General features: G+C 30.5%; 19 protein-coding genes. 12 read left to right on the top strand and 7 right to left on the bottom strand.

All coding sequences use genetic code 11. The annotated features are described in order from the left end of the window. Nucleotides 1-320 precede the first annotated feature (320 nt). Together KO361_02850 and KO361_02845 are read left to right on the top strand one after the other, a co-directional pair. Nucleotides 321-605, top strand: coding sequence for a hypothetical protein (locus KO361_02850; GenBank protein ID MCC7574506.1), 285 nt, complete (start codon nt 321-323; stop codon nt 603-605). Nucleotides 606-617: 12 nt separating this feature from the next. Next, complete coding sequence (locus KO361_02845; protein MCC7574505.1) at nt 618-821, top strand: hypothetical protein; 204 nt, start codon at nt 618-620, stop codon at nt 819-821. Nucleotides 822-827: 6 nt separating this feature from the next. Here KO361_02845 and KO361_02840 read toward each other — a convergent pair whose 3' ends face one another. Beyond that, complete coding sequence (locus tag KO361_02840; protein MCC7574504.1) at nt 828-2,633, bottom strand: ABC transporter ATP-binding protein/permease; 1,806 nt, start codon at nt 2,631-2,633, stop codon at nt 828-830. Between the two features lie 177 nt (nt 2,634-2,810). After that, entirely contained in the window at nt 2,811-3,824 is a 1,014-nt protein-coding gene (locus tag KO361_02835) for a hypothetical protein (GenBank protein ID MCC7574503.1), read from the bottom strand. 81 nt (nt 3,825-3,905) lie between these two features. Here KO361_02835 and KO361_02830 point away from each other — a divergent pair, with 81 nt between their 5' ends. Next, a complete protein-coding gene (locus KO361_02830) occupies nt 3,906-4,460 on the top strand; it encodes a class IV adenylate cyclase (protein MCC7574502.1) in 555 nt (184 codons plus the stop codon). 63 nt (nt 4,461-4,523) lie between these two features. Further along, complete coding sequence (locus KO361_02825; protein MCC7574501.1) at nt 4,524-5,369, top strand: hypothetical protein; 846 nt, start codon at nt 4,524-4,526, stop codon at nt 5,367-5,369. A gap of 3 nt (nt 5,370-5,372) precedes the next feature. Here the strand turns inward: KO361_02825 and KO361_02820 are convergent, their stop codons facing one another. Further along, on the bottom strand, nt 5,373-6,593 hold the full coding sequence (locus tag KO361_02820) for a Glu/Leu/Phe/Val dehydrogenase (protein ID MCC7574500.1): 1,221 nt from the start codon (nt 6,591-6,593) through the stop codon (nt 5,373-5,375). 171 nt (nt 6,594-6,764) lie between these two features. Here KO361_02820 and KO361_02815 point away from each other — a divergent pair, with 171 nt between their 5' ends. From KO361_02815 to KO361_02800, 4 genes are all read left to right on the top strand, one after another. Beyond that, entirely contained in the window at nt 6,765-7,481 is a 717-nt protein-coding gene (locus KO361_02815; GenBank protein MCC7574499.1) for a DNA alkylation repair protein, read from the top strand. 64 nt (nt 7,482-7,545) lie between these two features. Next, on the top strand, nt 7,546-7,980 hold the full coding sequence (locus tag KO361_02810; GenBank protein MCC7574498.1) for a hypothetical protein: 435 nt from the start codon (nt 7,546-7,548) through the stop codon (nt 7,978-7,980). Between the two features lie 53 nt (nt 7,981-8,033). After that, entirely contained in the window at nt 8,034-8,654 is a 621-nt protein-coding gene (locus tag KO361_02805; GenBank protein MCC7574497.1) for a hypothetical protein, read from the top strand. Between the two features lie 100 nt (nt 8,655-8,754). Then, nucleotides 8,755-8,928, top strand: coding sequence for a twin-arginine translocase TatA/TatE family subunit (locus KO361_02800; protein MCC7574496.1), 174 nt, complete (start codon nt 8,755-8,757; stop codon nt 8,926-8,928). 33 nt (nt 8,929-8,961) lie between these two features. On the opposite strand, the gene KO361_02795 is transcribed toward KO361_02800, so the two are convergent. Next, nucleotides 8,962-9,828 carry a stage II sporulation protein M gene (locus KO361_02795; GenBank protein ID MCC7574495.1) on the bottom strand — a complete coding sequence of 289 codons (867 nt, stop codon included), beginning with the start codon at nt 9,826-9,828 and terminating at the stop codon, nt 8,962-8,964. 76 nt (nt 9,829-9,904) lie between these two features. Between KO361_02795 and KO361_02790 the strand changes: the two genes are divergently transcribed. After that, nucleotides 9,905-10,981: a hypothetical protein gene (locus KO361_02790; protein MCC7574494.1), complete on the top strand. Its 1,077-nt coding sequence runs from the start codon at nt 9,905-9,907 to the stop codon at nt 10,979-10,981. 56 nt (nt 10,982-11,037) lie between these two features. Further along, nucleotides 11,038-11,799, top strand: a complete 762-nt coding sequence (locus tag KO361_02785) for a hypothetical protein (protein ID MCC7574493.1) — start codon at nt 11,038-11,040, stop codon at nt 11,797-11,799. Between the two features lie 9 nt (nt 11,800-11,808). On the opposite strand, the gene KO361_02780 is transcribed toward KO361_02785, so the two are convergent. Then, nucleotides 11,809-12,078, bottom strand: a complete 270-nt coding sequence (locus KO361_02780; protein ID MCC7574492.1) for a hypothetical protein — start codon at nt 12,076-12,078, stop codon at nt 11,809-11,811. Between the two features lie 166 nt (nt 12,079-12,244). On the opposite strand from KO361_02780, the gene KO361_02775 reads away from it, so the two are divergent. Continuing rightward, entirely contained in the window at nt 12,245-12,478 is a 234-nt protein-coding gene (locus tag KO361_02775) for a hypothetical protein (GenBank protein MCC7574491.1), read from the top strand. Between the two features lie 30 nt (nt 12,479-12,508). Here the strand turns inward: KO361_02775 and KO361_02770 are convergent, their stop codons facing one another. Continuing rightward, nucleotides 12,509-13,588, bottom strand: coding sequence for a DUF2817 domain-containing protein (locus tag KO361_02770; GenBank protein ID MCC7574490.1), 1,080 nt, complete (start codon nt 13,586-13,588; stop codon nt 12,509-12,511). Continuing rightward, nucleotides 13,585-15,132: a GH3 auxin-responsive promoter family protein gene (locus KO361_02765; protein MCC7574489.1), complete on the bottom strand. Its 1,548-nt coding sequence runs from the start codon at nt 15,130-15,132 to the stop codon at nt 13,585-13,587. The genes KO361_02770 and KO361_02765 overlap by 4 nt, the downstream gene beginning before the upstream one ends. 143 nt (nt 15,133-15,275) lie before the next feature. Here KO361_02765 and KO361_02760 point away from each other — a divergent pair, with 143 nt between their 5' ends. Next, nucleotides 15,276-15,800: a hypothetical protein gene (locus tag KO361_02760; protein ID MCC7574488.1), complete on the top strand. Its 525-nt coding sequence runs from the start codon at nt 15,276-15,278 to the stop codon at nt 15,798-15,800. Nucleotides 15,801-15,814: the final 14 nt, after the last annotated feature.

The following is a 15,814-nucleotide window of genomic DNA, read 5'->3' as shown; positions in this document are numbered from 1 at the left end:
ATTTATAGTTCTGTTTGGAAAAAAATAAATCATACAACTTTTGTTATACTTGTTAATGTTCTTGCGTTAATAACTATAAGTATTTTTTATCTTCGTTATCCTTTGATTTATTTTTTGTTGATACAATTAAGTTTAATGACTACGCTTTTATTAATTAATACAAAGAAAAGAATAAGATTTGTTTACCCTCTTATTTCGTTGTTCTGGATTTTTAATTTAATCATTTTTCATACACGCAGATTATTAGGATTTGAAGCGAAATTAATACTACAAATAGCCTCGATTTTGTTATTAGTATATTTTATTTACAGGATATTAAAATGGACAAAGTAGAAAGAAAAAGAGATCGATTAGAAATAATCTATGACATACTAAAAATCATAAGAAATAATCAAAACTCTATAAAGCCAACACCTCTACTTAGATATTCCAATCTTTCAACACGAAGTTTTAACGATTACTTAAAAGAATTAAAAGATAAAAATTTAGTTAAAGAAATTGTTGATAAAAAAAAGAAAAAATACTTAACACTAACAAATAATGGGTTTGATTATTTAGAAAAATATAAACACATTAAAGGATTCATAGAAGAGTTTAATTTATAAAAAGGTGATTAAATGAATAAGAAATTAGAAAAAAAACTGAAATTGGCTACTATTATTTCTTTAGGAATAACAATCATTACAACTATTCCTTTGTTTGTAAGTTACGTTAAAGACGTGCCTGTGAAATATCCTTTATTCACACACTTACACGTGTGGTTCGGATTAGCATTCCTTGTTTTTGCACTATTAAGAATTATATTAAATAAAAAAAAATAAAAAAAATTATTTGATGTAACCACCTTTTTGTAAACTCCATAATTTTTTGTACAAGCCTTCCTGTTCTATTAATTCTTGATGCGTACCTTTTTGAACAATGCTTCCTTTATCCATAACTATGATTACATCAGCCTTCATAATCGTAGATAAACGATGAGCAATCACAATAGATGTTCTACCTCTCAAAAGCTTCTCCAAATCTTTCTGAATCTCGAATTCTGTGTTCGAATCCAACGCGCTCGTTGCTTCATCTAAAACAAGAATTTTCTTGTTTGCGAGAATAGCTCTCGCCATACTAACACGTTGTTTTTCACCACCTGAAAGCTTAACGCCGCGTTCACCAACAATAGTATTTTCTTTTTCAGGAAAATTAGCAACCACTTTATCAAGCTGAGCAAACTTCATAGCCCTCATAACCTCTTTTCTTGAAGCATTCATTCTACTAAAAGATATGTTGTTGTACAATGAATCATCAAATAACACCGCTTCTTGAGGAACAATAGATAATTCAGACCTTAAAGATTCTTGTTTAACATCATTAATATCTTTATCATCAATCAATATTCTTCCCTTACTAACATCGTACAAACGATACAGAGCTTTAACGAGAGTGCTTTTACCAGACCCTGAAGGACCAACTAAAGCAACACGAGTCATAGGTTTAATCTCTAAATTAAAGTCTTTTAAAACATATTTTTTCTTGTAACGAAAAAACACATTCTCAAACTTAATACTTCCTTTAGTTATTTTTAAACACTTAGCCTCATGTTTATCCAAAACAGTTTTTTTAGCTTTGTAATATTTGAACAAAGACTCAAAGTCAGCCATGGATCTATAAAAACCACGAAGACCATGATCAAATCCAAATAAATGACCCATCATTACTCCAAAAGACGTGTAAATAAATATGAGCGTGCCAACAGTCATTTCATGAGCTAACAATTTTTGTATTGGAAAATACATAAGGAAAAACACGCCCAGACCTAATATGAATGTGTGACCTGCGCTTAAAGCACGAAAATAATTCCAATGCGTAAGCATAGCTCGCTTAGTAGCTAAACCATACTTCATGTAGTTTCTCTTAACAAATTGCTCTTTGCCAAAATACTTAATGCTTTCAATATTCATTAAGTAATCACTAATAACTGCTTTTTCTTCATCTTCAGCATCATTAGCACGCATATTCGCTGATTGTTGCATTCTATTAATGTAAAAACTATAACCTATGAATAACCCTATAGTTACAAGCACTACTAAAGCAGATAATGAATCAAACAAAAATATGCTACCACTAACTACTATTACTTGAAATAACAAAGGTGCGAAGTTAAACAAAAACACGTCTGATAAACGCTCTACCGCGCCAGATCCTCTGATAAGCTTTGAAATCATCGAGCCAGTTTTGTTAGAAACATGAAATTCGTGATCTAAATGAATTACGTGATCAAACATTCTTTTCTTTAAATCCAGCATAGCCGAGGACTCAAACTTGTTAATTAAACTAAGCCATATCCACCTAAAAATTACTTGAATAATTAGTAAAGATAAAAATACGACTGCTATTATTATTAAAGCAGTTACGAATTCTTCTCTAGGTAACACGTTAGATAAGTACTCAGCGCCTTTATCCATTAATAACTTAAATAAGTACCGCTCAGTTACGTGAAATACTTGAAAAAAGAATATTAACAACAATATAACTAATATTATCATTTTGTACTTCTTTATGAAGTCCCAGTACAAAGCCAGATTGAATTTGAAATCAATTGGTTTCTCTTTTGATTTATTATTTCTTTTTCTTTTTAAAGCCATGAATATCAACTCTTATGACTGTGTGAGTATAAAAAAATTTTGAAAACCGGAAACAAAAAAAAGAATAGTTTTCCAACAAGTAAAGTTTTAGTTAGAAAGTGTTTTTGTTACCATGACTAGCAAAGGAACAAGAATCATTTATAAATTTTTTCAAGAATTATTCGAAAAATCTCCGAATCATAATTCTTTTATCAATAAGCCTTTATATTCATCGTGAGCTTTTTGTTTAGCTTTCTTAGTTATTTCCCCAGTCGTCAAAAACACTGTTGGCAATCTCTTGTTTTGACCTTGAAGATAAGCAGAACTTAAATCCCCTTCATTACATTTCTTCTTAGATTTGGCTTTACAAAAATAATCAGTTTCACCAAAAGGTGTCTTCATAGAAATGATTAAATCATACTCAGATCCTTTTCTTATTAAATTAGCATTCTTTAAATAAATATTATTATCCTCAAAGAATTTCTTAATCTTTTTAAAGAAAGAATCATCAAAATCCTCAACGTCCTCAGAAACAGTTCTTTGTGTTTCAGATTCTTTTTTAGGAACGACTTTAACAGGTTCAGAGCTAACTTCTTTGGATTCAGGTATTTTTTCTTCAATACGCGTCGTTACTTGTTCAACTTCTTTTTCTTGTACTTCGATTACTTCATTTGCCTGAGGTTCTTCACTAATAAATCTTTCTTCATAAACAGAGCCAGAAACAATCACTTCTTGACTAGGCTCAACAACTTGTTGTCTTTGAGAACCTCCTTTAATAATAGAGATAGCTTCTTCTTCACTAATCATGTACCAACGCCAAAAAAGAACTTTTTCATCATTATTAGTTAATTCTATTTTCTTAGCAAAATCAGGAATGTTTCTTAAAGAAACTCTTATTAAAGGTTCTTGAACAGAATCTTTTAACACTTTGGAGCTTCTTATTTCTTCAAAAGTTCTTTTGTCTTTTTCATTCAAGTAATTGCTTAGAGATTCCAATTTGTTTTCTTGACCTCTAACATAATAAAAAGGACTTCCACCCATTTTTACGTTAGTGCATTTAACTAATCCTTTAGAGGATAAAGATGAAAGTGCAGCACCTATCGTTATACTATCTCCTTTGCCTAAGAATTTACGAATATCCATAGGTATTGCGGGTCCTTTAGCTTGTACAGCTTTTAAAACATCTTCTGAATTAACTAAGTCTACGAACATAAAACAAAGATTATCATTAAGAGTTTATAATTCTTTTCATATCATAATAAAACTTTTATAACAAGACTCATTTCTTTAATTATGAAAGAAGTTGAAATAAAAGTTTTGGAAATAAATCCTGAAGAAGAAAAGAAAAAATTGGTTAAATTAGGATTTAAAAAATTGTGGGAAGGCTTAATTCTTGAAAAAACATTTGATTCAGAGGATAAGTATTTGAAAAAGAATAAACAATTATTAAGGCTTAGAAAAGCATATGATAAAGTTGAATTAACTTTTAAAGATAAGAGTGAGAATCATTCTTTTTTGAAAATGAGAGAGGAAAAAGAAGTTATAGTGGATTCTTTTGATAAAGCTGAAGATATTTTGTTTTCTCTTGGTTATAAGTGTATGTCTGCTAGAGAGAAAAAGAGAAGTACTTATACAAAAGAAAATGTTAAGGTTGAAATAGATGAGTATCCTGGAGCAAAACCATATTTGGAAGTGGAAGGAACGAGTGATGAAATTTTAAATGTTTTAAAATTGTTGAATCATCCTATTGAAAAAACTTCTAATAATTCTTCAACTCAGATTCTTAAGTTGTATGGTTTGAATACTAAAAACTTGTTTTTTGAAAACAAAACAAAACAAACAAAATAATCATTATTTAGTAGTTAAAATAGATGATTTTATATATTGGTTTTTCTCTCCGTAATAAAAAAAATGGAAATAACCACGCAAATAAGCCTTAACTCAGAAAAAGATCCTTTCATAATTAAAAATCTGAACGGAGAAATTGTATTTGTAAAAAATTATTTGCTAAAACAAAAAGAAATAAGAAAAACTGCGAGAATAATAAAAGAAAAATTAACAATAATAGAGAAAAAATTCTTACAACACTTACTAATAGCCAATCCTAAAAATTTAATAAAAGAACAATACAAAGAAACAGAAGAAACAACAAGAGAAATATTAGAAAAAGAGTATTTAACCAATAAACTGTGGATAACAAATAACATACCCACCCCTGTAATAATAAGCATAACCAACACAGAACTAATATCAGACTATGTACCATCAAAAACTTTTCATGAACTCATAGGAAAAGAATACAAACCTGAAACACTACAAGAAATGATAAATCTATATCAAAAAATAAGAATGATAGCGCTAGAACAAAATAATCCAAACATACTACACACAGATCCTCACCCAAGTAATTTCATAAAATCGACAAAAACAGGACAAGTGCTAGCACTAGATTCATCATTTAAACTAAAACAAAACAAAACCACTACAGAAATAGATTGCTTAATAAATGGATTATTCGCATTACAACTATCAAGATTAAATTCAAAACCAGAAATATACGAAGCACACGCAGAGTTATATTTGCAAAGCCTGGGAAAAGATGCAAAAAAAATAAAATTACCAAGAATGAATCCTGCATCAAAAACATATTTTGAACTAAGAGAAAAAATAGCACACAAAATAATGGGTCGAGAATATAATTCTAACGAAGCAGTATTCAAAGCTTACGAATCATTAAAAAAAATGATTCCTAACTAAAAATTATTTATGACCTCTAAGTTCTTCAGCCTTAAGAATTCTTCTAACCGCTAAAGCAAAAGCAGCTTCTCTTAAAGATAAATTATTATTCTTAGATTCATCAACTAATTCTTTAAATGCTTGCTTCATCTTTTTTTCTAATTTTTCAAGAACTTCTTCTTCAGACCAATAAAAACCAGAAAGATTCTGAACCCACTCAAAATAACTAACAGCCACCCCTCCCGCATTAAATAAAACATCAGGAATAACAATAACTTTATTTTTATCAAGAACCAAATCAGCATCACCAGTAGTAGGACCATTAGCGAGTTCAGCAACTAATTTAGCTTTTATTCTAGACGCGTTATCTTTAGTTATTTGATTTTCTAAAGCAGAAGGAATTAAAATTTCAGTTTCCAACTCTAATAAATCAGCATTAGACAATTCCTTACCTTGTTTGAATCCCTTCAAAGAACCAGTACTTGATTTATGACTAATTAAACTAGGAACATCAAAACCCTCCTCAAAATAAAGAGCAGACTTAGAATCGCTTACACCAATTATTTTGTAGCCGCGATCAAACAATAAACGAGCAACATGAGAACCAGCATTGCCAAAGCCCTGAATAACTACTGTTTTACCAATATTAAAAAGCTTAACTGCCTCCTCAAGAACGTAAACACCACCCATAGCCGTAGAATAATTACGAGCCTTACTACCTCCAAGCTCTAAAGGCTTACCTGTAATCACACCAGGAGCTTTATAACCTTTGATAGATTCATATTCATCAAGCATCCAAGCCATAACTTCAGGAGATGTATAAACATCAGGCGCAGGAACGTCCTTGTCAGGACCAATGAATTCATGCATAGCCTTAACGAAACCACGACTAACTTCTTCTAATTCTCGCTTAGATAATTCTTTAGGATTAATGGTGACGCCTCCTTTACCACCACCATAAGGAACACCAACAACAGCATTCTTAATAGCCATCCAGAAACTAAGAGCTTTAACTTCATCCAAATCAACATGAGGATGAAACCTTATTCCGCCTTTAAAAGGACCTAACGCATTATTATACTGAACACGATAAGCTTCAACAACTTTAATCAAACCATTATCCATTTTCAAAGGAAAAGAAACTTGAATTATTCTCTTAGGAAATTTTAAAATATCAAAGCCAGAAATATTTGCTTTCTTTGTTGCTATGTTCAATTGATTCATCGCGTTCTCAAAAGGATTCATTTTATCACCAAAACTAACTTAATACAAAACAGAAAGAAAACACGATTTATAAAGAATGCGGATAACCAAAATAAAAAATAGAAAATGAGAAAACGATTCAATCAGTCAAGACGTGTTTTTCTAAGAATAAATTCAATAAAGTTTTTTAATTAAGCTTTCTTAATCAACAATATGTCTTTTAAAAAAGTAAAAAAAGAATTGTTAGCAAAAAGGAATAATGGAAAGAAAAAAATTCTTCAAAGATTTTTTAAAACAGGGAAAGGCGAGTATGGTGAAGGAGACTTGTTTCTTGGCGTTACAGTTCCTGAAACAAGACTTGTTGCGAAGCAGTTTAAAGGCTTAATACTTGAAGATATTCAAGAATTGTTAGGTGATAAGTATCATGAAGTTAGACTTTGTGGTTTATTTTTGTTAATTCAAAAGTATAAGTTTGCGAAAAAAAATAATGATGTTAAGGGAATGAAAAGAATTGTTGATTTTTATTTGAAAAACTTAAAATATGTTAATAATTGGGATCTTGTAGATCTTAGTTGTTATAAAATTCTTGGAGATTACTTAATTAATAATGTTAGTGATCGTAAAATTTTATATGATTTAGTAAAATCAAATAATATGTGGGCGAGACGTGTTAGTATTGTTTCTACGATGATTTTTATTAGAAATAATGATTTGGATGATGTTTTCTTGTTGAGTGAGAAACTTCTTCTCGATGATGAAGATTTAATGCATAAAGCAGTTGGTTGGATGCTTCGTGAAGCTGGAAAACGTGATGAATTGAGATTAAAGACTTTTTTGAAGATGCACGTTAGGGTTATGCCTAGAACTATGTTTAGATATGCTATTGAGAAGTTTTCATATGATGAAAGACAAAAACACCTAAAAATGTAATTTTTAACTACTATTTGATGGTAAAAATAGAAAATTATTTAAATGAGTGTTACTTATTAATACTATGGAACCTGAAACATTAGAAGCAATACTAAAATACACAAGCCTAGCCGTGGGAGGAATAACCACCATAGTAGGACTTAACATATTTACAGGAGCCATATCAAAATACAACCAAGCAAAAGATCTATACAATAACAAGTGGACAAAAATAGAAAAAGAAACAAAATCAGAAGAAGTAAAAAGATATGTAGCAATAAAAAAAGAAAAAATAGGCGAGCCAAATCTAAAACAATACTTCAAAGACAGCACAAAAGAATTAGTAAACACCTTACTAGGAAGAGAACCTTGCAAAACACATTACAATAATTTGTTAAGCAGTCACGGAGATATCATATACGACAAAGGAAAATTAGAAAGTGGATTTTATTACCTTAATAAAAACAACGAAGTAGTAGATAAAAGTAATAAAAACAACAATTTAAAAATTGTTAGCTAAAAAAAAGTTCTAAACTAAAATCTATTTAAATAAAGAATCACTCCCAATAAACCATGGCAGAAATAAGAAGGCAAACCGCATATAAATGCTCCATAAAACAATTACTAAAAGCAAAATATGTACAACAACAAGGCCTTATACCTAATTACGTAGACTTGAATGGAATAAAAGCATCAAGAATAAACATTCTAGGAATAATAGTGTCAAAAGAAGGAAACATGGTAACAATAGATGATGGAACCGGACAACTACAACTCATGATTTTTGAAGAAAGTCAAAAAAACACAATACCAACAATAGGAAAATTAATACTGCTAATAGGAAAACCAAGAGAACACAACGATAAACGATTCGTCGTGCCAGAAATAATAAAAGAATTAAAAAACCATAAATGGGTAGAACACAGAAAAAAAGAACTAGAACTACTCAAATATTGTTGTGTAGAACAAGAAGAAGAACCTCAAAAAGAAACAATCAAACAAATACTACCAGAAAAAATAGAAAATTATCACGAAAAAATAATAAATAAAATAAAAGAACTAGATAAAGGAGAAGGAGCATCATACCAAGACTTGCTAAAAAATCTAAAAATAACTGATGCGGAACAAAAAATTGAAGAACTAATCAAAGAAGGAGAAATCTTCGAAATAAAAGGAAAAATAAAAGTACTGTGAGCTTAAAAACAAATAAAAATCCTAAAAAAATTGAAAAGATTTAAAAAGTAGCACGCATAAATAAGAATAACAATCCTAAATACTGGGAGGGGATAAAAAAATGATTGGAACAACAGAAATAATAATAATCGTTGCAGCAGCCGTATTCTTGTTCGGTGGAAAAAAAGTAATAGATTGGGCCAGATCAATGGGTCAAGCTAAGAAAGCATACCAAGAAGAAGCGGAAACAAAACCTAAAAAGAAAAAAACTGCAAAAAAAACTAAGAAAAAATAAATAAGACTTTTTTAAATTTTTTTTTTAATTCTTTTAAAAAACAAGAGGTGTAACCCAAACTTCTAATATAGCTGCAAAGAAAATAAGACCTACCGCTATTAATAACAAATCAGCAGCATCAAGAATTATGTGCTCAAATTTAGCAGTAGCAAAATCACGACGAATAACCGCAACAGAAATAATACCTCCTGCTAAAGCACCAACAAAGAAACCAAGAATTTCAAAGAAGCCATGAATTAAATACTGAGTTAAACCAATAGTTATAACCCCTAAATAATTCGCGACCTTAGTAAGACCTAAGTGTTCAGCATAAATAGATAAATTGTGTCTGATAAAATACCCCATAGCAACACCTATAACTGTGGCGTTCCAAGTCAACACAAAAATCGCGCCGGCACCATAAATAAAAGAAAAAACTACTGCTATCAATAAAACAGTCAAATTATTAAAAAAAATCGTGGAAAAAGACTTTAAAGAATTAGCAGAAACATTAGACGTAGCAACCTTACCAGTAACACCTGAAATATCTGAGAACGTATCGTGTTGAGCCTTAAACAATTCTATTTCAGCACCAAGAGGTAAAAAAATATAAAGAAAAGTAGTAGCCAAAGCAATACCTGCAAATAAGTACATAAAAGCCTTCAAAGCCTTCCAATGCTCCTCTAACAAGATACGCTCAGGCAAATCCTGCAAATCCTTTTGCTCCTCATACTTAATAATCCTATACATTAAAGGCGTGGCCCCGACAGCAATAAAAGCCACAACTATGATCGATGCGTGACTAACAAAGAAACGATAACCAATAAGAGTAGCAAGAAGAGTCAAAACAAAACCAAGAACAGCCATCAAGTAAGGTTTCTTCTCAGCCCTAATAGGATCCAGAATTGATTCTAACACCATTAAATCATAAGCGAATATAAATATTTAAATAGTTTTCTAACTCAACCAAACAACACCAACAACAAGAGAAACAAACATGAATCATTTAAACAAGAAAAACACTAAGTACTACGAAACACCTGAAGAATTCTATAAAGACTTGCTAAAAGATATAAAAAAAGCAAAAAAAACAATATACATAGAAACTCATAAATTCGGAGGAAAAATCGCGTACGAACTAAAACAAGCATTAATAGAAAAAGCAAAAAGAAAAGTAGACATAAAAATATTAATAGATCACTGGGGCTTAATGGTGCCAAAAGATTATTTTAAAGAATTAGAACAATTAGGTGCAGAGATAAGATATTTCAGAGTATTCAAAATAACAACTAATCTAATCTCATACAATAATAAAAGAGACCATAGAAAAATAGCTTTAATAGATAACGAAATAAGCTATACAGGATCAGCCAACATAAATGACCATTGTAAAAAATGGAGAGAATTCATAGTGCGAATAAGAGATGAAGGATTCGCACAAAAACTAAAAAAAGCCTTCCTAGACAACATGAAATTACATGATTTCTTTTTTCACAGCGTAAAAAAACACATAAAACCTATAAGGTTTCAGTCATTAGAAATAATCAGAGACGCACCATCATTAAGATTTCAAAAAATAAGAAATAAACACTTACACTTAATAAGAAAAGCAAAAAAAGAAGTAATAATAGAAACACCTTATTTCGTACCAGACTTAAAAACATTAATAGCACTAATACAAACAGCAAAAAAAGGCGTGAAGATAAAACTAATACTACCAAAAAAATCAGACGTGAAAATAGTAGATGTTTTTGCACAATCAATGTTTGGAAAATTACATGAAAGAGGAATAAAAATACATTTATACAGACCAGGATTCACACATTCAAAATTAACCTTAGTAGATGATGAAACATTCTCTTTCGGATCCGCGAATTTTGATTATAGAAGCTTCAGAGACCAATACGAATTAACCATATTCGGAAAAAATACTGTGCTGAAAGAATACGTAAAAAAACACTTAGAAAAATCTTTAGAAAGCACAGAAGAATTCAACTACAAAGAATGGAAAAAAAGATCCTTACTGAAAAGAATAATGGAAATAATAATAGAACCATTCAGACACTTCTTATAACAAAAATAAAAGCATAACCGTCAAGTTTTTATATTAAATAAAAGAATAAACAAAATATGTTCACAAGATTCCTAAATTACGCATTCAAAAACGCTCTGAACTACAACGAAAAAGAAGCAACCACCATAATAATAATAAGCATACTAAGCGGATTCATATTATCATTCAGAAAATGGGGAACAGAACAATTTGACGCAAACGAAGGATTAAACAACCTAATCCTATATTCCATACTCTTCCTAATACTTTTTCTAATATTCTTAAGCACACAAAAATTCACAGCTTCACTCTTCGGATTAGAAGCAAGAGTTCACGTATGGAAATACGGACCCCCACTAGGAGTTTTAGTAACTATGATGAGCTACGGCGTAATACCTTTCGTTTTCTTGGGCGGAGTAAAAATAAAAGAAATACCACGTTTAAGACTTGGAATATTCAGAAGCACAGTACCAAGAATAAAAGACATAATGATAATAGGTATGACAGGACCAATAATGCTAATATTACTATCAATACTAATATTCTTCCCCTTATATCAAATAAACAACAGCGAGATAATGCTCGCGTTCATAAGAATATCAAGTCTTATACTAGTAGTGTCAGCCATACCAATGCCTAGTCTAAATGGCATAAACATATTACTAAAATCAAGAACTATATGGCTTTTTTATGCATTATATTCAATAATCCTGTACTTCTTATTATATTTACTAATAAACGTGACACAACACGCATTCATATACTTATTAGCACTAATTCTTACAATAATAGCGGCGTGGCTAATAAAACACTCATTAAAAGGAAGCAAACACAAATAAAAAAAAGGGTTAAAGAATAAAACCCGTAATTGCTTTCTGAATTAAATAAACAGTAGCTATCCAAGTTAATAAAGGAACTGAAAAAAAAATCATGAAAATCATATAAATAGCTATGCAAGCATCAAGAAAACTCGCAAAATCCCCCCTGAACATGAATGCTTTAATTAATAAATAAGCAATAAAACTCATAAGAAGCCTAGATTTAACAGAACCATACTGAAAAAGAATCATAACTATAGCCGTAGCCAAATCAAGCAAACTCATAATCTTAACAATCATAAAAAATAAAGATAAATACTTAATTTAATAAAAATTTCCTTTTTAAGACCCTAAAAAAAAGTTTTCTCCTCTAAAAAATCAAAACATTTAAATAGTTCGCTAGATAAGACGAGAATAGGGGGATTAAATAAATTCCTAGCCACATTTTTAGGAGGTGTATTAAAAAATGGCTCAGAAAGTAACTAAAGTAGGAGTAAAAAAAGAAGCAGGATACCTGTACTTCGTCGACAAACAAGGAGACATATCAAGAGCAAAAATGGCTCGCGGCGGCATGAAAACTAAAAAAGGAAAACCAGATAAAGTAGCTAAAGCAGGAGTCAAAAAAGAAGCAGGATACCTGTACTTCGTCGACAAACAAGGAGACATATCAAGAGCAAAAATGGCTCGCGGAAGAAAATAATTTTTTCTTAAAAATCTTTTTTATTTTTTTTTATTTTTCACACCAATTCTTAATTAATTCATTAAAAAAAACAGATGTTTTTCTAATTAAAGATTTTCTAAATGTGATATCATCAGGAGAATAAGCATTTTTTAGTCTTTTACTTATACGAATCCTTGCTTTATCAGAACCAAAAAAAAACACTTGGTTTTCCTCTATGTTAAGCTTAGCTAAATAATCCAAAACGAGCCTAGACGAAAGCAAAGGAACAGTACCATACTCAAATATTAAATCAATATTCTTAGAAGCGTGAGACCTAGCTAAAAAAAGATCAGAAACAGAACCTGAATGATTAACAAAACTAGTATTATCACGAGATCTTAACTTAGGCAATAAAGCCTTAATGAAAGAGAATTCTTGAGAATCAGACTTTTTAGAAGTAAAACCTATCACGTCATATTTTTTACCAATACCTGAATGAAAATCAATAAAGAACGCTTCTTCATAACCTTGAGTTTTTTCTTCAATAAACGATCTGAGATGAAGTAAAGAATCCTCTAATTTAACACCCTTAAAGCCTACGCTTCTAGGATATGAACTCTGACCGTTCATACCTACGTTAATAGTGTTCTTAATACCGCTACGAATAACAGTTTTAAACACCAAAGAATAATAACTAGCAACTTCTAATAATCTGTGTTTTCTAGGCCTATTAAGCTTCAAAAACAACAAAGAATCCGACCAAACATTAGAAAAAAAAGAATTAGGAATACCAAGCATTAAACGTTCATCATAAACAGAGTTACGATTCAAATCCACGTTGTTTTCATTAACACGACGATTATGCTTAAAACCAAAAGGATTAAGACCATGCACTAAACAAACAGAAACTCCTTTAAGCTTAGGAAGAAACTCCTTAATGAAAATAAGCTGAGCAGCACTCCCAAGATAACCTTCAACACCGTGAGTACCAGAGACTAAGAACAAAATCTTTTTTTTACCATCCTCTTTAAATGCAAAATCAATAAATAAATCATCCCTAAGACAAATACTATCTACTTCTAGGGATTTGACAGCACTTAAAAATTTCTTTCTAGAATCCTCGTAGGAATCAGAAAAATACTCTTTCATAAAATCACCTGAAAATCCAAATCAAAATTATCCAAAAAAGTAGAATCCTTCGCTATAATTATAGGTTTTTGCTGACCACCTTTAGATATGCGTTTTTTGTCAAAATCATCATAAGAACCCCTACGAGCAACACTAAGCACAGGAAAATCAAGCCTACCAAACTCATTACGCATCTGCATATAATCACGAATGTTTTTCTGAAGAAATTCATCAACCAGTTTAATAAATTTTTTAGCAGAAACCTTATCTAATTTAACATTAGGCTCAATTAAAAGATTATACCTAGGCTTCTTCTCATTAGAAAAAGGCATAAATGTAAACGCCCTAAGCTTAATCCCAGATTTCTTAATGACTTCCTCCACGGACTCCAACAAAACTTTTTCATGAGCCAACTCCCCCACCAAATTAAGATAATTAGAACGCTCAAAAAAATTAATTAAAGGAACATCCCCCTTAAAACCAACAACTTCGACGACATCACCCATATCGTACCTATACAAACCTTCAGGAGTCGTCATAATTACTTTGTACTTCCTTCCAAGAATTAATTCATGCGCCAAAAATAATTCACCAGACTCAACATCCTTAAATTCAAAGAAATTAGTAGTAACAGACACCATACCCTCAGAACTACCTGGCTTAAGAGAAATAGAAATACGCCCCTCACTACAATAAATACCAGGATCATTAATTAAAACACCAGGAAGCTTTTTTTTCAACTTGTCCAAATAAGGCTTGTTAGCTTCAGACATAATGCAATTAACAACTTTCAACATAGGCCAAAGAGAAAGAGGAGAAAAATCCTTTTTAACCAACGCCCTAGCCTTAAAAAAATGACCATCCTCCTTTAATTCCTTAATCAAAGACTGCTTATTTTTTTTAAGATAATCAAAAAACATCAATACCTCAACAGGGAATGCGAAACCAATCTGAGAAACCCTTTTCCTAATCGCTAGCTTAGCAATAACATGCATCTTTTTATCAAAATCAGACTCATTATAAATCTTAGGCGGAATAACAAGCTTCTTTTTAACAAACCAAGACGATTTATGCACCAAGTAACCTGAAATACTACCAAACATGATACCACTAGGAGTTTCTCCCTCCAAATAAGGACCCGCAAAATAAAGAAGCTTCCCATTAAGAACCTGAGGATACTTCCTCAAAAAATTAAAACTCCAAATAGACAATTCTTTCTTAAAAGAAATCCTTCTCTGCTTCGTCACAGGAATAAATTTAGGCTTCTTAGTAGAACCAGAAGTAGTAGCAAAAAAAACCACTTTATCCTTAGTTAAAACATTATTCTCGCCTTTTTTAAGCCTCTCAACATACTTATCAATGTCCTCAAAGGAAATAATAGGCACAAATTTCCGAAAGTCCTCAACTGACCTAATTTTTTTAAAATTATACTTCTTACCATAAACAGTATTCTGATTCTTTTTAATGATAGTTAATAATAAACGCTTCTGCTCCTTAGAAAGATTCTTCCGAAAATCCTTAAATTCTAAGATGTGCTTAACATTCTCCAAGTATTTGAAAGGCATAAATGTAAAAAAGAATAAAAAGTATTAAAAATCTTTCCCAAAAACAATAAATAAATACCCCTAAAAAAAAGTTAATAGGGAAAATTTTATATATTAAAATAAGAACTTTAATTAAAATCAATAAAAATTAATCTTAAAGGGGAGTGATTAAAATAAGCACGAAAGAATTCAACATGGAAATGGACAAATACATAAAAGAACGAAGAACAACAGAAACAACCACTCCTAGTATGAGCATGCAAGAAAAACTAAGCGAGATGAAACAAAACATGAATGAATGGAAAGTATTTTCTTTATTTAAGAAAAAAGAAACAAATTACCCAGAATACGAAGATGAAGATGATGACGAAGACTACGTAGAAGAAGAATCAGAAATAGAAGCGATCGATGAAATAGAAGACGAATTAGAAGAGAGAAGAGAAGGATTGCTAAGAAGATTCTTTAAGAAACTGAGAATGAGAAAACGAAAAAGACTAGAAGAAGATGACGAAGACGAATACCTTGAGTACGAAGAAGAAAATAAAGACTTTGAAGAAATAAAGGAAGTAATAAAAATAACACATAAATGGTTAGAAGAATTACCTCCTGAAACAATAGAAAGATTCAGAAGAAGCGAAGACTTCATAAGATACAAAGAAACTTTAAGAAGACTCGGAATGATAAAATAAAAAAAAAACCTTTT

The sequence above is a fragment of the Candidatus Woesearchaeota archaeon genome, assembly GCA_020854775.1.
Lineage (GTDB): Archaea > Nanobdellota > Nanobdellia > Woesearchaeales > 21-14-0-10-32-9 > 21-14-0-10-32-9.
Note: the sequence above shows the minus strand (reverse complement) of the source record. Positions and strands in the feature narration are given on the sequence as shown.

Coding starts and splice junctions, on each gene's coding strand:
- KO361_02790 (MCC7574494.1), top strand. CDS start 9,905: ATGAATCATTTAAACAAGAAAAACACTAAGTACTACGAAACACCTGAA.
- KO361_02850 (MCC7574506.1), top strand. CDS start 321: ATGGACAAAGTAGAAAGAAAAAGAGATCGATTAGAAATAATCTATGAC.
- KO361_02805 (MCC7574497.1), top strand. CDS start 8,034: ATGGCAGAAATAAGAAGGCAAACCGCATATAAATGCTCCATAAAACAA.
- KO361_02825 (MCC7574501.1), top strand. CDS start 4,524: ATGGAAATAACCACGCAAATAAGCCTTAACTCAGAAAAAGATCCTTTC.
- KO361_02815 (MCC7574499.1), top strand. CDS start 6,765: ATGTCTTTTAAAAAAGTAAAAAAAGAATTGTTAGCAAAAAGGAATAAT.
- KO361_02780 (MCC7574492.1), bottom strand. CDS start 12,078: ATGATTGTTAAGATTATGAGTTTGCTTGATTTGGCTACGGCTATAGTT.
- KO361_02840 (MCC7574504.1), bottom strand. CDS start 2,633: ATGGCTTTAAAAAGAAAAAGAAATAATAAATCAAAAGAGAAACCAATT.
- KO361_02770 (MCC7574490.1), bottom strand. CDS start 13,588: ATGAAAGAGTATTTTTCTGATTCCTACGAGGATTCTAGAAAGAAATTT.
- KO361_02810 (MCC7574498.1), top strand. CDS start 7,546: ATGGAACCTGAAACATTAGAAGCAATACTAAAATACACAAGCCTAGCC.
- KO361_02765 (MCC7574489.1), bottom strand. CDS start 15,132: ATGCCTTTCAAATACTTGGAGAATGTTAAGCACATCTTAGAATTTAAG.
- KO361_02785 (MCC7574493.1), top strand. CDS start 11,038: ATGTTCACAAGATTCCTAAATTACGCATTCAAAAACGCTCTGAACTAC.
- KO361_02845 (MCC7574505.1), top strand. CDS start 618: ATGAATAAGAAATTAGAAAAAAAACTGAAATTGGCTACTATTATTTCT.
- KO361_02820 (MCC7574500.1), bottom strand. CDS start 6,593: ATGAATCCTTTTGAGAACGCGATGAATCAATTGAACATAGCAACAAAG.
- KO361_02795 (MCC7574495.1), bottom strand. CDS start 9,828: ATGGTGTTAGAATCAATTCTGGATCCTATTAGGGCTGAGAAGAAACCT.
- KO361_02830 (MCC7574502.1), top strand. CDS start 3,906: ATGAAAGAAGTTGAAATAAAAGTTTTGGAAATAAATCCTGAAGAAGAA.
- KO361_02775 (MCC7574491.1), top strand. CDS start 12,245: ATGGCTCAGAAAGTAACTAAAGTAGGAGTAAAAAAAGAAGCAGGATAC.
- KO361_02835 (MCC7574503.1), bottom strand. CDS start 3,824: ATGTTCGTAGACTTAGTTAATTCAGAAGATGTTTTAAAAGCTGTACAA.
- KO361_02800 (MCC7574496.1), top strand. CDS start 8,755: ATGATTGGAACAACAGAAATAATAATAATCGTTGCAGCAGCCGTATTC.